Here is a 15,430-nt window from a genome sequence, read left to right on the forward strand (position 1 = left end):
ATCTTCCCATTCTTATGGTAACATTTAATTAACATAAAGCTAAGCATTCCTTCATGTAATACTAATGTTTAGGTAATGTTAAATTAGGATTATTGCAGGGAATTTTTATCAGACCATGCAAAATAGAAAAGTTAAAAGTTGTTTACTGTTTATCAGTTTTCTCCTAACCGTATTTGGCTCAAATGCGCAAGCCCAGCAAGGCATTATTAAGGGGACAGTTAAAGATGCAGCGACCGGCGAGGAAATTGTTGGTGCTTCGCTTGGCATCGTTGGGACCACACATGGCACGATTTCCGATGACAAGGGCGCTTTCCTGCTCACGGGAATTCCTGCGGGTCAGTATGTTTTTCAAGTAAGCTATGTAGGCTACTCGACGATACGTATTGAAGATGTTGTGGTAAAAGAAGGAGCGGAAACGAATCTGGATATCAATCTCGAAGAGGCCGGAGAAATGATGGATGAGGTGGTCGTGACCACCACACGACGGCGCGGCGCCGATATTGCCTTACTGGCCGAACAAAAGAAAGCCAGCTTGGTGATTCAGCGGATCGGTGCTCAGGAGTTGTCACGAATCGGTGCAAGCGACGCGGCAAATGCGGTCGCGAAGATGTCGGGAATATCTAAGGAAGAAGGAGGTACACAAGTGTATATCCGTGGCATGGGTGATCGCTATAACACCACTTCTTTCAATGGTTTGCCGTTGCCTTCCAATGATCCCCGATTAAAGAACATTGCATTGGATCTATTTTCGACGGATGTCATCGAGTTTGTTGCCGTAGATAAACTTTACAATAGCAAAATGTCTGGCGATTTCGGTGGGGGAAATATTGATATCTACTCGAAAGAGTACTCTGGCGATGGTATGTTTGAGGTTTCTGTGTCGTCTACGTTGAATACCAACGCGATATCCCATGCAGGTGCCTTCGCGCAGCTTCCAAATGGCGATAAGTGGGGCTTCTCGCAATATACTATACCGGAGAATCCGCTGGGCGGATTTAACTTCACCAATAGTGCAAATCCGGTATCCCGCAATCCCTACCCGGCTAATGTGCGTGTATTGGGCGGAAAGTCATTTAACGTTGGTGGTACGGGTAGACTCAATTTGTTTGGCACAGCCAGTTTTGGGAATGGATTTGAATATCGTGAAGGCGTCAACAATGACGTCAGTGCACAGGGGGCAAGGATACGATGGTCCGATCAAACTCGCTTCGGGTATAAAACCAACACTACCGGCCTATTCAATGCAAAATACCTGATTAATCCAACGCATAAGTTGTCGTATAACTTTTTGTTTGTTAACAGCAGTGATCAATGGAACGATAACTATAATGGCTATTTCCGTGATATCACGGAAGGGACGACCGGCTTACGGCGCTTGGGTTCGTATGCACAAAATCGAGTTTTTGTAAACCAATTGTTGGGTACCCATCAATTGAGTAGTCGCATCGATGTAGATTGGGGAGTGTCGGCGAACCGGGTGTCCTATATTATGCCCGATCGGATTGAAAATATACTTCGATATGTGGACGGCGAAGGGTATAGGATCGCAGAATTTGCGGATTCGGATAACAACCGATTCAATCAACGGTTGGACGAAAATGAATATGCAGTCAATTTGAACGGAAGCTACAAAATCGGCAATACAGAAGCGCCGAGCGGAGTCATTCGTTTAGGTTATCAAGGGCGGCTCAAAGATCGTGAATTTGAGTCTATTCAATTTAATTTTGAACATACATCACAAGGAAGGGCTGTGGTTGTTGACCCCAATAACTTGGATGCATTATATAATCAGAATAGCTTTGCGAATGGCTATTTTAATATTACTGGATTTGCAGGCGAATCTCCGCAGTTGTATAGCGGCGACCAACAGATACATGCCGGTTATGTCAGCTTGGAGTATGATTTGACTGATCGGTTGACTTCTGTTGTCGGTGTTCGTTATGAAAATATCCGACAGTATGTTGATTGGGTAACGCAATTCTTTCCCGATGGTGGTAAAAATACGTTAACCAAGAATCCGGTTTTGCCGAGTCTGAACCTGAAATACGAATTAAACGAAAGGCAGAACCTGCGTTTAGGAGCCGGCAAAACCTATACACTGCCTCAATTCAAAGAACGAGCTCCTTTTGTATTTGACGACGGTACCGTATCTGAACAAGGAAATCCATTTTTATATCCTTCTGATAACTATAATTTGGATCTCAAGTGGGAGATGTTCCCGTCGTCGTCCGAATTGATTTCCATAGCAGCGTTTGGAAAATACATCCAAAATCCTATCAATGAAATCAGCATTTCGGCTACAGCGAATGATGTTTCATGGGTAAACATCGGGGATGTCGGAACCGTAATCGGTGTTGAATTGGAGGCAAAGAAAGATCTGATTAAATGGAATAGTGATCGGAATCTGTTCTCAGCTGGTTTGAATGTAGCTTACATGAAGACCGATCAGGATATCAATACGGATAAAGTAAGGCAGGAAACCAGATTCGACATTCGGCCTACGCATGATCGATCCAACTTTACCGGCGCATCTGATTTATTGGTCAATACTGATCTTACCTATACCAAGCGCTGGCGGAATGACGGCAATATTATGGCAACAGTCGCGTACTCCTATTTTTCAGACAAAATTTACTCGCTTGGCATCGAACAGAAAGGGAATTTGGTTGATCGAGGGGTAGGAACGCTCGACTTCATCATTCGGAGCAAGATTAATCGGCATATCGGCGTGGATTTGTTGCTAAGGAATATGCTGGATCCAGAATACCGCAGGGTCCAAGAAAATGCAAGCGGACATGTGCCGGTATTGACGTATAAGAAAGGACGATTCTTTTCGCTTGGTGTTAATTACCAGCTTTAATTCAGGTTATTGTGTTAGTTAACAATTTGATTATGCGAAGTTAATAATCAGGTTACTATTAATATACACTTTTGTTGCGGAATACAGAATTATATAAAAAAACTGAACATGGAAATGAAAAAGACTTTTAGATGGATGATGGGAGCTACTGCGCTGGCTGTTGCAGTAGCAGTAACTTCTTGTAGCGACGATGATGATCCACAACCGGACCCCGATAATGGTTTCGTTGTCAATCGTGATGACCTGAAGGGCGAAATCACTAGCGGAGAAGTTGTGCTAGAGGAGGGCACGTATAAGTTGACAGGCGCCTTGGTCGTGAAGGAAAATGCGAAATTAGTTATTAAGCCGGGTGTAATCGTTGAGGCGACGGCGCTACCGGCAAATCAATTTGCTGCTGTTCGCTATATTGGAATATCCCGCGGAGCGCAGATTGATGTGCAGGGAACTGCAGCCAACCCGGTGGTATTTACTGCCGCTGAAAAGAAGCCTGGTGCTTGGGGTGGTTTGGTGCTTTGCGGTGCGGCTCCTATCAATAAAGGAGAAACTGCGCAATCCGAAGTGGGTGACCTGGCTTATGGTGGCACCAATGCAAGTGACAATTCGGGTTCCATTAAATACCTTCGGATTGAATATTCAGGCTATTCTTACAATGATGAAAAAGAATTCAACGGTGTTTCATTCTTTGGCGTCGGTAGTGCTACTGTGATTGAAAATATTCAGGTCCACGAAGGCTCGGACGACGGCTTTGAATGGTTTGGTGGAACCGTAAATGCGAAAAACTTAGTAGTTACAAACTATTCAACCGAATTCGTCGGCGATGATTTGTTTGACTGGACAGAAGGTTGGACGGGTTCGGGTGAAAACTGGTACGGCATACGCACCAATGACGGTAACCGGGGTATTGAGGCGGATAATAATAGCAACAATCATTTGGCTACTCCCGTTTCCAATCCAACAATCAAAAATTTGACGCTGATTGGCAATGGTGCCGGTGGCGAAAATCATGCGATCAAATTGCGTGTTGGAACGAAAGGGATGTTCGATAATGTGGTGTTGAGCAATTGGGGGACTGGATTTGATGTCGAGCATGATGAAGGTATTTTATTTGTAGGCGACGGATCGTTGAAAGCCACCGGGGTGAAATTTGACAACGTAACAAAGCTATCTACGGGTAAAAACACCGCTGGTACCTCCGTTGACATAAGCGCATTATTCACCGAGAACACAAATGCTACCGGTGCCGGAGCTGGTACGGCTAAGCCAGAATGGGCTGGTGGCTGGACCGTAGGACTGGATTAATCTCGATAGAAAACATCGATCTATGTAGACAGGCCCGTCTTTTGGAAAATCCTCGAACCAGAACCTGTGAGGTTATGTTCGGGGATTTTCCTATTTGTAGTTTTTTTGTTTTGTATGTGCTTTTCATCGCTATGTGTTAACACGGTCATTGTGATAAGAGGAATCTGGCAACGGCATGATAATATGCAGGCAAAGAAAATTCCGTTCCGTAATGTATATAATAAAAGGTCCTGCCGTTTTGGGCAGGACCTTTTGTCTACAGAGCCCTATGAGATTGCTAAATCCTGCAGAATCGCCTACTTAATAAACAGCCCCGCAATAGCTAGCACCGCTTCTGCGGTTAAGGGCTCATCGAAGGACTCCGTAGCCGCATTGTTGGAGAGCTTCCCGTCAATCCCGTTTAGTGAGGGGATATTAACACCGGCCTGTGAGACATTGTCTTCACCCGCATACACGGGGTCCACCGCCGCGCCGATTCCGCTATCATTAGCACCCGTGATCCAAGGCTTCTGGGCTGCGGCAGCTCCACCGCGCGCACGTCTCATCTGTCGGATATGCGAAGCGTGGCGGGCTTCCGCAGCATGAATCTGCAAAGCCGCGGTAAGTACTACTTGATTGCCTTTTAGTAGTCCGGCTTGTCCCTTATAAGCCCTTACCCCAGTATCCTCGAATGCCTGTGCGAGCGCCAGAAACGTGTCATAGTCGGTAAAGACATTGCCAAATGTTCCCCCCGCGGTAAAGTCGAATTCCGGTTGAGCTACCGCATCCGATCCCAGCACCTGCTTCAGAAAGGCAACGTGTGCGATCTCATGGTCGCGTATTGTGGCTATCGCTCCCCGGCCCGGCCCAGCGGGAATCAAGCCGGATGCGGCTGTTCCCTTCGTATAGTATGCAGCCTCCAGGTACTCCAGGGTAAGCGCATAGTTAAGCACACCCGTTACGTCAGTGGGTGCCTGCTGGCCATAAGCCTTTTTAAATAGTGAACCCAACATAAGGGGTAGGCCCGCGGCTGCTACTTTGGTGCTCATGGAAGCTAAGTTTCTAATGGCCGCACGGCGTGGGCTTATACGCTCGGGAAATTCCGAATCTACTTGCGTTATTTCGTCGAATATATTGAATAAGTTCATGACAGTGGTGATTAATAAGTAGGCAAATCTGTTACATCGATCTTCGATTTTATAAAGGGCCCGGCTGCCTCCAGCACTACCGTGGGGCTGTTGGAGAGGTCCAAACCATTCGCATCAACTACTTCATCGTTGGCGAACGATCCGTTGTCGATCAGGTCACGTACCAAAGCGGCATGCCTGGCTTCCACCGACACGATCTTTCCGGCAAGCGCCAGGTAATTCACATCTTGTATCAGCCAGCCTGCGCCGTTGTAAGCGGAGACACCCAGGTCCTCAAATGTCCTCGCTGTTGCCAGCACACTTCCCCGGCTTGAAAAATCGACCGCGGAGAAATCGAATGCCAACGAATCGATCGCATGCTGGCCGAGCGCTGCTTTGAAGAATTCCCGGTGCGCAATTTCATGGTCGCGGATATCCATCATCAGGGCACGTTCCCAATCGGAAATACTGCCATATGGATTCGAGATAACCTCGGTGTAAAAAGCAGCTTCCAATTGCTCCAATGCATAGGCATAATTAAGTATGGCAATGTCACCGCTTCCAAAATAAAACCCTTTGCCACCCATATCGGGGCCGGGATTGTCTTTCTTGCATCCCCATGCTACTAATGCGGCCGCCGCTCCGGCTCCCGCATACTGAAGAAATTGCCGGCGCCTTACCGGAGTTTCAGTCAGCCTATCGCTGAGAAGAGGCTGGCCGTCTGTTTTTTTAATCGAACTTTCCATTGGTATTATATTTTATAAATAAGTGTGGTCGTATTCGACGCAGCAATATATACGAGGTCTGCCGGGGTACGGATTTCACGTTGAGCAAAAAAAATTAAACCCGATAAATCCATAACAGCAAGCTTTGCGTATATAATGCCCGCTAACGAGCTTGAATGAGTTGAATTCGGAGTTTACAAATCAGCTTGGAATTATTTTCAGGAACAAGAAAAAATTACTATCATTACCACAATTACGATCCAAAGCAATTTGCACGCGAAGCCATCATACACGGAAGCTCAATTGATCGAGCTGCTGAAGCTCAAGAACCAGCGGGCATATAACTACCTGTATGACAACTATTCCGCTGCCATCTACGGAGTGATCTGTAAAGTGGTCGGCGATGAGGATGAAGCAGCTGATGTAATGCAAGAAGCGTTTATAAGGATATGGAGGAATATTGAGCAGTACAATGCCGACAAAGGCCGGCTATTCACCTGGATGTTAAATGTTGCCAGGAATCTGGCCATCGACTACATCCGGTCTGCGCAATCCAGAAAAAGCAGTAAGACCGAGTCGTTGACGGAATCGACGCCGCTGGGTGCTCCGGGTTATACGGACGCTATCAAAATCGACCATGTTGGCTTAAATGCCGTACTTGATAAGCTTACCGTGGAACAAAAGAAAATTATCGATATGGCTTATTTTCAGGGGTATACGCAAGAGGAGATTGCTGAGGAATTGGACATGCCCCTGGGAACCGTCAAGACACGTGCAAGGGCGGCATTAATGAAATTAAAGCATTTGTTTGTTTAACATTGGACATACAGGATTACATATCGTCAGGAATCATTGAAAACCATGTACTTGGTCTCACTTCGCCTGCGGAAGATGCTGAGCTTACCCGCATGTCCGAACAGTATCCGGAGATAAGGCAAGCCCTGCGGGAAGCGGAAGAAGCATTGGTAAGTTATGGCGTGTTGCATAGTAAAACACCGCCCGCTTCTGTAAAGGGAAAAATTTTGCAAGCACTGGCCGATGACGGTCAAATCCATCCCGAAGATGAAAACCAAACCTCCTCACGGCCTTCAAAGAATGTATTCATGCGTGCCGTTGCCATTGCCGCATCGGTGCTTTTTCTTGCCACCGTTGGCTTTCATCTGATCAGGACGGCTGACTTCCGAAGGCAGATAAGCCAGTTGAAGCAGGAAAAAGCAGACCTGATTGCGCAAAATGAAATCTTCATGGCACAAATCCAAGAGACCCGCCAGGAACTGAAGGTAATCGGAGACCCTGCATTCACGACGGTGGTGCTCAATGGGGTTGCCGGGTATGACAACAGCCGTGCGTTGGTCTATTGGAATGCGGCTTCCCATGCGGTTTACCTTAAACCGATAGATTTGCCGGCATTGCCCCAAAACAAGCAATACCAACTTTGGGGTATAGTTGGCGGGCAGCCTGTCAATGCCGGAATCTATGATCCGCCCGTTGGGGACCAGGCTCTCCTGCAAATGGTGTCCATTGAAAATGCCGAAATGTTCGCCATCACCGTAGAACCGACGGGAGGTAGTGACCAGCCTACATTGGACCAGATGGTGGTGGCTGGCAAACTGTGATCTTTTTTGATAAATTTAAATCCAAAGCTGCACTTATTTCGTATATAATATATAATGAGATTTTACTATGAAAAAAGTGTAGCAGTTGTAGCGGATGATAAAGACATCCGCGAAAGGGTCGAGTTCCTATTACGGCCTAACCATCCCTCGTTTCCCGCGTGCAAGCACGGATTGCCTAAACCGGTAATGCTTTATTGATAAAAATTTGCAAACATCACCAAGGCCGCTAGAATCAACCCCAACCCAATCAGCTTTTCCAACACTTCATCACCGATGGTAGGGGTTAGCCGGTTGCCAGCGATGGCACCCCCCGCAAAGCCGATCATTACCGGCCAGGCATGGGAAAGCAAGATGTGGCCCTGAATGTAATGACTCAGAGATCCTGTAATACTCGTAATCAAAATCATAAATAGGGCGGTTGCTGTGGCTACTTTGACAGGCATCTTAAAAACTCTTAGCATAATAGGTGTTTTCAGAAAACCTCCGCCGATCCCAAAAAGTCCCGCTAGTGTGCCAGCGGAAAGACCGAAGAATAGAATCAATCCTACACTGGCTCGATACGTCAAATTCATCTCCTTATGGTGAATGACAAGTCCGGGTTTCCATTGATTCATCCGGGAGAAAAGATCAGGTTTAGCGGAGGCATTACCTGTTTTTGCCTTTTTCAGCCAGAACGATAGACCCAGTATGAATACCAAAATAGAAAATAGGATCTCCAGTCCGGCGGTCGATATATAAGAGAGCAGGAGACTCCCAAGTATAACGCCACCCATGGTAGGAACTTCGAGGAGTATTCCCATTTTGAAATCGACATGGCCTTTCCTTCGAAGTCGGTAGGTAGCCATCAGTGACGAAAAAATAAGGGAAAACATGACGCTGCCAACCGCGATGGCAAGTGGATAATGGAAAATCGTAACCAGTATGGGAACCATAAAGATCCCGCCGCCAAATCCGATAAGGTTTCCGAATGAACTGACCGTAAAGCCGATCAGCACGATCAGTAGCGGGGTGATAATGTAAGGATCCATGGCGCTTTGAAATCAAAGGTATATTTTTTCCTTGTTTTATCCTGAAATGGCTGAACTTTTAGAGGCACATTTGATGATATGTTAATCAGTGCTTAATCCAGACATAATAACCCCCATTTACTTTTGTCGTAACAAAAAGCAGCATTCATTTTGTTAGGTTTGGTTAAATGGAAAAACCTCGTTGTGAAACGGGGTTTTTTACTGTCATGTATTTGGTTATAAGAAAAAATATTATTTTTGGGTACACCAATATTGTAAATCATGGAAATAAAAACATCAACTAAGTTCGTAGCCGAATTGATTGGTACCTTTGGTCTGGTACTTTTCGGCTGCGGAGCCGCTGCAGTAGCCGGAGCGGACACAATTGCGGGTCTCTCTGGCATAGGTCTTTTAGGTATCGCGTTTGCCTTTGGCTTGTCTGTCGTTGTCTTTGCTTATGCCATCGGGGGCATCAGCGGTTGTCACATTAATCCAGCAATTACCATTGCAATGCTGATCGATCGTAAGATTTCAGTAGGCGATGCAATTGCCTACATCATTGCGCAATTCATCGGTGCATTGCTGGGGGCTCTTGTATTGCAACAGATACTTAACGGACAGGTGGCAGGGTTCACAGCCGGTGAATGGGCTTATGGTTCGAACGGATGGGGAACAGGGTATCAAAGCGAGTATGGTATGACGTCCGCATTTATTGCGGAAACTGTGCTTACTTTCCTGTTTTTATTCGTAATATTCGGCACAACCTCAAAATGGGGTAATAGCACCATGGCTGGCCTGGCCATCGGATTTACACTCGTGCTCATCCATTTAGTAGCTATTCCCATTACGGGAACTTCTGTAAACCCGGCACGTAGCTTCGGGCCGGCAATTTTGGCGGGAGGTGCGGCGCTAGATCAGCTGTGGCTGTTTATTGTGGCCCCGATCGTCGGCGCAGCGTTGGCTGCCATTGTGTGGCGGTTGCTAGAGAAAAAAACTGAACATTAATAATGAAATATCGGCTACGAAGTATGCTATCTTCGGTACTTCGTAGCCTTTATTTTTGTAAAATACATTACTTCCTGTAGCTTGTCCGCTAACGACGATACTTCACACCCAGACTAAACCACCTTCCCGGCATGGGTACGGCCGCCGCTTCGATATACGTGACATCAAAAATGTTTTGAGCGTCTAGGTAGATAGCTATCGGTCTGAATTGGTAAGCTAACCGCATGTCGCTTACAAAATAGCTTTTGTAACTAATGCGTTCGTTGAAGCGGGTCGCCGCTGTTGCTGACAAGCGGCCAGTGGTCAGTGTGAGGTTGGCGACCAGTTGATGTCGCAAGCTTTCGATGGCATATTTGGAGGTAAGGGGCTGTTCGGCACTTGTCACTGTTGAAGGCGAGAGCCAGGTATAGGAAAGACCGGCCATCCAGGCCACAACGGATGCGGGAGCGGACAAGCGGTAGTTTGCGGAAGCAGATACGCCGTGTACGCGGTTTTCTGAAAAATTTGTGGGCTGATAAGGCATATCTGGGTTCTCCCGTATCCAGTCGATAAAATCATCGATATTCCGGTAGAAGTAATTTGCGTGGGCAATCAATCGTTGATCTGCATATTTTATTCCCCCTTCGGCATGCCAAGCCTTTTCAGGCATAACTTCCGCGTTGCCGATGTTGCCAGGTCGCTGATCCAAATAGAGGTCGGTAAACGATGGAATACGCTGCCCAGTACCGGTATGGGCCACCAATTTCCAATGTTCATTAAGTTGATAACCCAGGTCTATACCTGGAAAAATCTGCCAGCCGTAATCGGTGTTGTAATTGATATAAGCACCAGCATTAAGCAGAAAACGTTTGATTTTTTCCGTTTTGAACTCAGCGTACATTCCAAAGTTATCGCGTTTATGATTTCCGATGTTTGTGCTCCGGATCGTTTCATTCCGCATTTCCAGTCCAACGCCCACATCGCCCGCTGCGGTTTGCAGCGTGCCGTTAATTTCGGTATTGAGGGCATGACTGCGATGCTGGCTCCGTGCGCGGCTGAGGTCGTGCCCAAAGTACCGGTAATCGTCGTATGCATGCCGGTAGCTGATACGCGGGGATAATGTGAAACGTTCGGATACCTGCCCTTGATAACCTACAGCGGCCAATGCAGTTTGAACGATTTCTCTTGACTCCTTGTCGCCGGGGGCCGCATAAAAGCCGTTGGCACCAAAATCACTGGATACATATCCCCCCATCAACGAAAAGGCACTCGCGGCACCTGAAGTGATTTCTCCCTGGTAGAACACTTTGTGGTTGCGAAATGCCGTATTATAGCGGTAACCATTGCCGGATTCATGGCTGCCATACAAGGAGTGGCTGCCGAGTGCCCCGACAAGGGTACCTCCCAATTGGATGCCCCTACCATTAAAAAGGGCGTCATGGTTGGCCGTATCTTGCTTGAACCCTGATCCCGCGTAGGCGTGAGCGGATACACCCGAAACATCGGGTTTCCGGGTTACAATATTGATTGCCCCGGTAAGACTGTTGATGCCATAAATTCGTGCGGCCGGACCCCGGATGATTTCGATCCGTTCGATGGCGTCGGTAGGGATCGGAAGGTTGAGGCCGTTGTGTGCTGTCTGCGCATCTAGCACCTTCACGCCGTTAACAAGCAGGAGGGTTTGCTCAAAACTCCCCCCATCGATGCTTATATCTGCCTGCGATCCAAAGGGACCGCGCTGGCGGAGATCTACGCCGGCTACGTAACTCAACAGCTCGTTGAGTGAACGCGCGGGCAATGCTTCGATCTGCTGCCGGTCGATCACCTGGATATTGCGGTTTTGCTTGGTAAAGGGCAGTTGCAGACGATTTTCGGTAATAATGACTTCGTTCAACGAAATCATGTTTGTGTCTGTTTGCGATGTATGACTGCGCGACTCGAACGTCGGTTGACCGATGGCGGCCGCTATGCTGATAAGTGTTGTGAAAAAGATTGTGATGTGAACTTGTAGAAGAAATTGCTTCATTTTGTTGATTTTTTTGCAAAAATCGTATCTTGCCGGCATATCATCATGTGCCGGTTTTTATTTTATGGCTAGTCCGGTTTTAGTGCCTTATGGAAGTTTCGTTCAGGTGGACCGCCAATCGGAAACGCCAGTTTATTTACAGGTGGCCCACCAGTTGATCGTTGCTATCCAGCGGGGTTATCTGCCGGATGGACACAAGCTACCCGGTACACGGCGATTGGGTAACTTATTAGGGTTACACCGGAATACGGTTGTAGCTAGCTACGCTGAATTGGAGGCTCAGGGGTGCATTGAAATCCATCCCAATCAGGGTACATTCGTACGGAATGGTTACATTCCACGTCCTGAAAAGCCAAAAAGTCGGAGTAATCAGCTACTGACCGGTTATCCGCAGGATACTGGCTTTTTCTTCAAAAAATGGAATGTGCTGGACAGTCCCTTTGTGCATTCCCCGGCACGACTCCATCTGGATGATGGCCTTCCGGATCCCCGGCTGTCCCATGTGGATTACCTCACACGGTTGTTGCGTACCAACATGAAACGCAGGGGGAATCAATCGAAGTTGGGATATGGTAACCTGCACGGTAATGAGTATTATAAGGAAAACCTGGCGAATTTTCTGAACGTGACCCGGGGATTGCGTGTTTCCAAAGGCAATATCCTCGTAACACGCAGTCTGGAACTGGGAATCTATCTGGTAGCCGAAACGTTAATTTCACCGGGGGACCGGGTGGTTGTGGGCGAACTGGGTTACTTTGCCACCAATATGATTCTGCAAAAGGCCGGGGCAGTGATCGAAACGGTGCCCGTAGATGCAGAAGGGCTGGATGTGCCAGCAATCCGCACATTGTGTGAACGCCGTCCCTTCCGGATGCTTTACCTGACTCCTCACCATCATTATCCCACGACGGTGACGCTGAGCATTCAACGTAGATCCGAATTGCTGGAATTGTCGGCCGAATACGGTTTTATTATTTTGGAGGACGACTATGATTACGATTTCCATTACGATGACAGTCCTCAGCTTCCCCTGGTCAGTGCAGACGCCCAGGGTAATGTGGTTTACGTGGGGACTTTCGGACGCTCGTTGGCTCCCGGTTTTCGCTCCGGATTTGTTGTTGCCCCCAAAACGCTGATCGATGAAATGGGAAAATTGCTCGGTATTATCGACCGATACGGTGATGTACTAACCGAATTGGCACTGGGCGAGCTGATTGCAGATGGAGAAATTCACCGCTACTTAAAAAAGGCCACCAAACAATATAAAGAGCGTCGCGACCATTTGGCTTGTCTGCTTGTGGAGCAGTTGGGTAACTACATAGACTTTGTGGTGCCCAACGGTGGGCTAGCGTTCTGGACGACGTGGCCTTCCGACCTGAATCTCATGCAGATAGCCCGGGATTGTGCGAAGCGTGAACTGGATTTGCCTCAATATTTGCTGTATCAGTCGAAAAAACTAGCGGGTATTCGCTTGGGTTTCGGAAGCCTTACTCCCGATGAACTCACTGAGATGGTAGGCATCCTGGCAAGCGCATTACGACACTGCGAGCGAAGCGTGCGCTAATGCCATTCTTCTCGGCCGATAACTTTTTGTCCACTGACAGGATTCGGGATGGAGTCTGAAGTGGGCGGATCTGCGAGCAGATGGCGGATATCCGGTTGTCCGGCATCCACCCATGCCGAATACCAGAAACTACCTATTGAGTATATCGCACCCCGCATTCGCCGTTCGACCATCCCTGCTAACGCTCCGTGGTATGCCCTGGCATATGCATCCGAATAGGTGCGGATCAGGATGTGGTTCCGTTCGATGTAACCGAATTTTCGGTCGGGCGAAAATGCATTGTTCAACTTCGCTTCGATATCCAATACGGAATCTACCAACGCATGGCTTTCCCGTACGATACGCCACGCTTCGTTCACCGGCGACTCCACATAATGCGCACTTCCCACCAGGAAGTCATATTGGTCGGCGAACAGTTCCGGCAGACGGCTTTCCCAAAACGCATGGATGCCTATCTGGTTAGTTTTTTGTCCGTTGTAATTGCTGGTTGTATGCAGCGGTACATGCGCATCGGCAAGATAATGCCCAATATCGGACGAATGACGCAGGATTCGACCGAGGTTTCGTTCACTGAAAGCTTTTACCAGTGCATAATAACTTCTGTTTATCTGCCAGGGAAGGATACCCGATAAGAGCAATCGCCGCTCGGTGAATTTTTCCACAGCAGCGGTCCAGTGTACGGGAATTGTGTCGAAGGGATGCGGACCGTATTCATCGGCATCGATAAAGTGTCGGGGTGATTCGGCGGTGTCTATGTAGCAGCGTTTGTCCGGGTCAATCGCATGTTCGGTCATGTAATCGACATGGATCTTGTAGAAACCAGCCATGTTTGTAGGCAATGTAAATACGGCCATCCGATTGATGAGCTTATGCGCATGGAATCCCCACGAGCAAAGCAACACGACGGCAAAAACGGCGATTGGTAATAGGTAAATACGGTTCATAGTAGATTCGGTTCATAGTTAGATTCGGTTCATGAGTTAAAGTTAGCGTAAAAATGGAAAGATCACAAATTGTTTATTCGTTTTTAACGATGAGATAACTTTAATTAACGTTATTGGACTGAAATTAACATTCGGTATAATGAAGAGACTGATTCATTGGTTCGCTAGTTTGAAAAGCCGTATTTTTTTGCGTTTTTTGGCATCGGCATTTAGACACTGACAATTGAAAGTTAATAATTGAAAATTGAAAGTCGGCAATTATTGAGTTTCAATTTATTAAGTTTCAACTTTCAACTATGAAGATACTTTACGCAGTACAGGGTACCGGAAATGGTCATCTCAGTCGGGCAATGGATGTTGTTCCCTGCCTGCAGAAGCGAGCAGACGTCGATGTGTTGGTGAGCGGAATCCAGGCCGATCTAGCGTTACCGTTTGCCGTTAAATACCGGATGCATGGGCTGAGTTTCATTTTTGGAAGAAAGGGAGGGGTGGATCTTTGGAAGACCTTTATGAGCTCCACCGTTAGACGATTGGTTCAGGAAGTGAATACATTGCCGATTGAACAATATGATTTGATTATTAACGACTTCGAGCCGATATCTGCTTGGGCATGTAATACCCGAGAAAAGATATGCATCGGTCTCAGCCACCAAGCTGCCGCCATGGATCCCCAAGCACCCAAACCCAAAGAACAGGACATGCTGGGAAGATTCATTATGCGTAATTATGCGCCGGCGACGATTAATTATGGTTTCCATTTCAAACGGTATAGCGATCGAATATTCACTCCGGTTGTTCGTCAGCAGGTACGGCAATTGGAGGTATACGACAAGGGCCACTACACGGTTTACCTCCCTGCGTATGACGATGCACGGCTGCTCAAGCAGTTGATGCGTTTTCCCGACATCAAGTGGGAGGTGTTTTCCAAGCATAACAAAACGCCTTTTGTCTTGCGCAATGTAAGTGTTCAACCCATCGCCAACGAAAAATTTATCCAAAGCATGGCGTCTTCGGCGGGGGTGTTGTGCGGTGCGGGCTTCGAGACACCTGCGGAAGCCCTTTTCCTCCGCAAAAAACTATTGGTTGTCCCCATGAAAAACCAATACGAACAACACCTGAATGCGGCTGCATTGGATGAATTGGGAGTACCTGTGATTAAAAGTCTGAAGCCAAAAAATGATGTGGCGATTGAAACTTGGCTCAATAGCAAACATGCTGTAGCTGTCGATTATCCCGATTGTACGCAAGCAATCGTCGATAATTTATTGGAAGTACACCAGCCGAAAACTTTGGTATAGC

At 47.3% G+C, this 15,430-nt stretch carries 12 protein-coding genes; 7 read left to right on the forward strand and 5 right to left on the reverse strand.

Translation table 11 applies throughout. From position 1 onward, the window contains the following. Window positions 1-115: 115 nt before the first annotated feature. Window positions 116-2,860 (forward strand): TonB-dependent receptor, encoded by a 2,745-nt coding sequence (locus tag BMZ56_RS20480; RefSeq protein WP_090630134.1) that lies wholly within the window; start codon window positions 116-118, stop codon window positions 2,858-2,860. 114 nt (window positions 2,861-2,974) lie between these two features. Continuing rightward, entirely contained in the window at window positions 2,975-4,159 is a 1,185-nt protein-coding gene (locus BMZ56_RS20485; protein WP_090630456.1) for a beta-helix domain-containing protein, read from the forward strand. Between the two features lie 296 nt (window positions 4,160-4,455). Here the strand turns inward: BMZ56_RS20485 and BMZ56_RS20490 are convergent, their stop codons facing one another. Then, window positions 4,456-5,286, reverse strand: coding sequence for a ferritin-like domain-containing protein (locus BMZ56_RS20490; protein ID WP_090630137.1), 831 nt, complete (start codon window positions 5,284-5,286; stop codon window positions 4,456-4,458). Between the two features lie 11 nt (window positions 5,287-5,297). Next, entirely contained in the window at window positions 5,298-6,011 is a 714-nt protein-coding gene (locus tag BMZ56_RS20495; protein WP_090630141.1) for a ferritin-like domain-containing protein, read from the reverse strand. A 249-nt stretch (window positions 6,012-6,260) separates the two neighbouring features. Here BMZ56_RS20495 and BMZ56_RS20500 point away from each other — a divergent pair, with 249 nt between their 5' ends. Together BMZ56_RS20500 and BMZ56_RS20505 are read left to right on the forward strand one after the other, a co-directional pair. Further along, window positions 6,261-6,806: an RNA polymerase sigma factor gene (locus BMZ56_RS20500; protein ID WP_090630143.1), complete on the forward strand. Its 546-nt coding sequence runs from the start codon at window positions 6,261-6,263 to the stop codon at window positions 6,804-6,806. A 2-nt stretch (window positions 6,807-6,808) separates the two neighbouring features. Continuing rightward, complete coding sequence (locus BMZ56_RS20505; protein ID WP_090630145.1) at window positions 6,809-7,606, forward strand: anti-sigma factor; 798 nt, start codon at window positions 6,809-6,811, stop codon at window positions 7,604-7,606. Between the two features lie 191 nt (window positions 7,607-7,797). Here BMZ56_RS20505 and BMZ56_RS20510 read toward each other — a convergent pair whose 3' ends face one another. Beyond that, window positions 7,798-8,634, reverse strand: a complete 837-nt coding sequence (locus BMZ56_RS20510; protein WP_090630147.1) for a sulfite exporter TauE/SafE family protein — start codon at window positions 8,632-8,634, stop codon at window positions 7,798-7,800. A gap of 261 nt (window positions 8,635-8,895) precedes the next feature. Between BMZ56_RS20510 and BMZ56_RS20515 the strand changes: the two genes are divergently transcribed. Next, complete coding sequence (locus tag BMZ56_RS20515; RefSeq protein ID WP_090630151.1) at window positions 8,896-9,618, forward strand: MIP family channel protein; 723 nt, start codon at window positions 8,896-8,898, stop codon at window positions 9,616-9,618. Window positions 9,619-9,706: 88 nt separating this feature from the next. On the opposite strand, the gene BMZ56_RS20520 is transcribed toward BMZ56_RS20515, so the two are convergent. Beyond that, window positions 9,707-11,623, reverse strand: coding sequence for a TonB-dependent receptor plug domain-containing protein (locus BMZ56_RS20520; RefSeq protein ID WP_090630154.1), 1,917 nt, complete (start codon window positions 11,621-11,623; stop codon window positions 9,707-9,709). A 64-nt stretch (window positions 11,624-11,687) separates the two neighbouring features. Here BMZ56_RS20520 and BMZ56_RS20525 point away from each other — a divergent pair, with 64 nt between their 5' ends. Next, window positions 11,688-13,187, forward strand: a complete 1,500-nt coding sequence (locus BMZ56_RS20525) for an aminotransferase-like domain-containing protein (RefSeq protein ID WP_090630459.1) — start codon at window positions 11,688-11,690, stop codon at window positions 13,185-13,187. Here BMZ56_RS20525 and BMZ56_RS20530 read toward each other — a convergent pair. Then, window positions 13,184-14,131, reverse strand: a complete 948-nt coding sequence (locus BMZ56_RS20530) for a zinc dependent phospholipase C family protein (RefSeq protein WP_177195236.1) — start codon at window positions 14,129-14,131, stop codon at window positions 13,184-13,186. The genes BMZ56_RS20525 and BMZ56_RS20530 overlap by 4 nt on opposite strands. A gap of 296 nt (window positions 14,132-14,427) precedes the next feature. On the opposite strand from BMZ56_RS20530, the gene BMZ56_RS20535 reads away from it, so the two are divergent. After that, window positions 14,428-15,429: a glycosyltransferase family protein gene (locus BMZ56_RS20535; RefSeq protein ID WP_090630156.1), complete on the forward strand. Its 1,002-nt coding sequence runs from the start codon at window positions 14,428-14,430 to the stop codon at window positions 15,427-15,429. The last annotated feature ends 1 nt before the right edge of the window (window position 15,430 follow it).

The sequence above is a fragment of the Parapedobacter indicus genome (assembly GCF_900113765.1).
Lineage (GTDB): Bacteria > Bacteroidota > Bacteroidia > Sphingobacteriales > Sphingobacteriaceae > Parapedobacter > Parapedobacter indicus.